The sequence below is a fragment of the Candidatus Latescibacterota bacterium genome (assembly GCA_019038625.1).
Lineage (GTDB): Bacteria > Krumholzibacteriota > Krumholzibacteriia > Krumholzibacteriales > Krumholzibacteriaceae > JAGLYV01.
Window position 1 is genome coordinate 1 of the sequence record JAHOYU010000033.1, and the last position, 1,208, is coordinate 1,208.

2 protein-coding genes are annotated in these 1,208 nt (G+C 49.2%); one reads left to right on the forward strand and one right to left on the reverse strand.

The features are described 5' to 3' along the window. On the reverse strand, positions 1-368 hold a 368-nt coding region (locus KOO63_02355), incomplete at its 3' end, for a hypothetical protein (protein ID MBU8920679.1). A gap of 65 nt (positions 369-433) precedes the next feature. Here KOO63_02355 and KOO63_02360 point away from each other — a divergent pair. Continuing rightward, on the forward strand, positions 434-1,208 hold a 775-nt coding region (locus KOO63_02360), incomplete at its 3' end, for a hypothetical protein (protein MBU8920680.1).

The window sequence follows — 1,208 nt, forward strand, 5'->3', positions numbered from 1 at the left end:
GTCGAGACGTGGTCGAATATGAAGTGGTCGCAGTCGTCTACTGATACGGCGTCGGGGCCACTGGGCCGAGGTTTGTTCTTGTCGCCCAGACGCACGCGGATGTAGCGGACTATAATGTCGGAGGATTTGCTGAAGCCGAGTTTGTTGTCCTTGATCGTGATGCCGTCTCCAGGGGCGGTTTGGCCGGCGATGGTGAGCCCTTGGTTTTGGATTCTAAGCTCCGATTTCAACTCGATAGTGCCCGAGACCTCGAAGACGATGGTGCGCGGGCCGGTGGCCGAGTCGATCCCGTCGCGAAACGATCCCGGGCCCGAGTCGTTTATGTTAGCTAGTTCCTGTTGTGGAAACGATTTTATGTAAAAACTCACATGTAAAAAAGCCTGCTCCTGTTATCATTGAATCGTCGAAAAACCAATGAGAAAGGAACAGGCAAATGAGAACAAAATCTACAAGGCAACAATACTTTGACTTCTCCGGCAAATCAAGGCTAAAAGTTGTGAACGAATACAGAGAGAAATACGGATTGATCTCACAACTACTGGACGACAATCCCCAATTGGTTTCTCTGGTCCATCGGGATCTGGTCAGGATGCTTTCACAATCAACGCGTGGACGCAAGAGCGAATACACTTCTGAGCAAATCCTTCGGTCGCTGATCGTCATGTTCGTCGAGCAGGACAGTCTCAGGCAGGTGGTAATCCGCATCGAAAACAGCGAGTTTCTTCGGCACTTTGTAGGTCTTGGCATCAAGCCTATGATGGACTTCAGTTTTCTGGACAAAGCCTTTTGTGTTTTGAGCGATAAGACCTGGGAAACCATGAACCGTGTATTGGCTCAATACGCAAAAGAGCAGGAGAAGATTTCACCTGAGAAATTGCGTCTGGATACGACCGTTTATGAAACAAACATTCATTACCCCACGGACTCTTCTTTGCTGTGGGACAGTTTTCGTACTCTGGCGAGTTTACTGCAGCAAGTTCAACAAGAATTGCCGCAATTGGCTCTCAAGCACAGGTTTCACATTAAGAAGGTCAAAAAGCTCGCCTACTTTATTGCCCGCAATGGTGGCAGCAACAACAAGAGCAAAAAACGTCAGGTCAAGGGCGCCTATCGCAAGCTGATCGAGCGTGTAAGCTGGATTGCCGAGGTTGCTCGTGAAGCTCTGGTTATATTGGATGGGGCTGGCTATGAAGCAGAGTTACTGACTC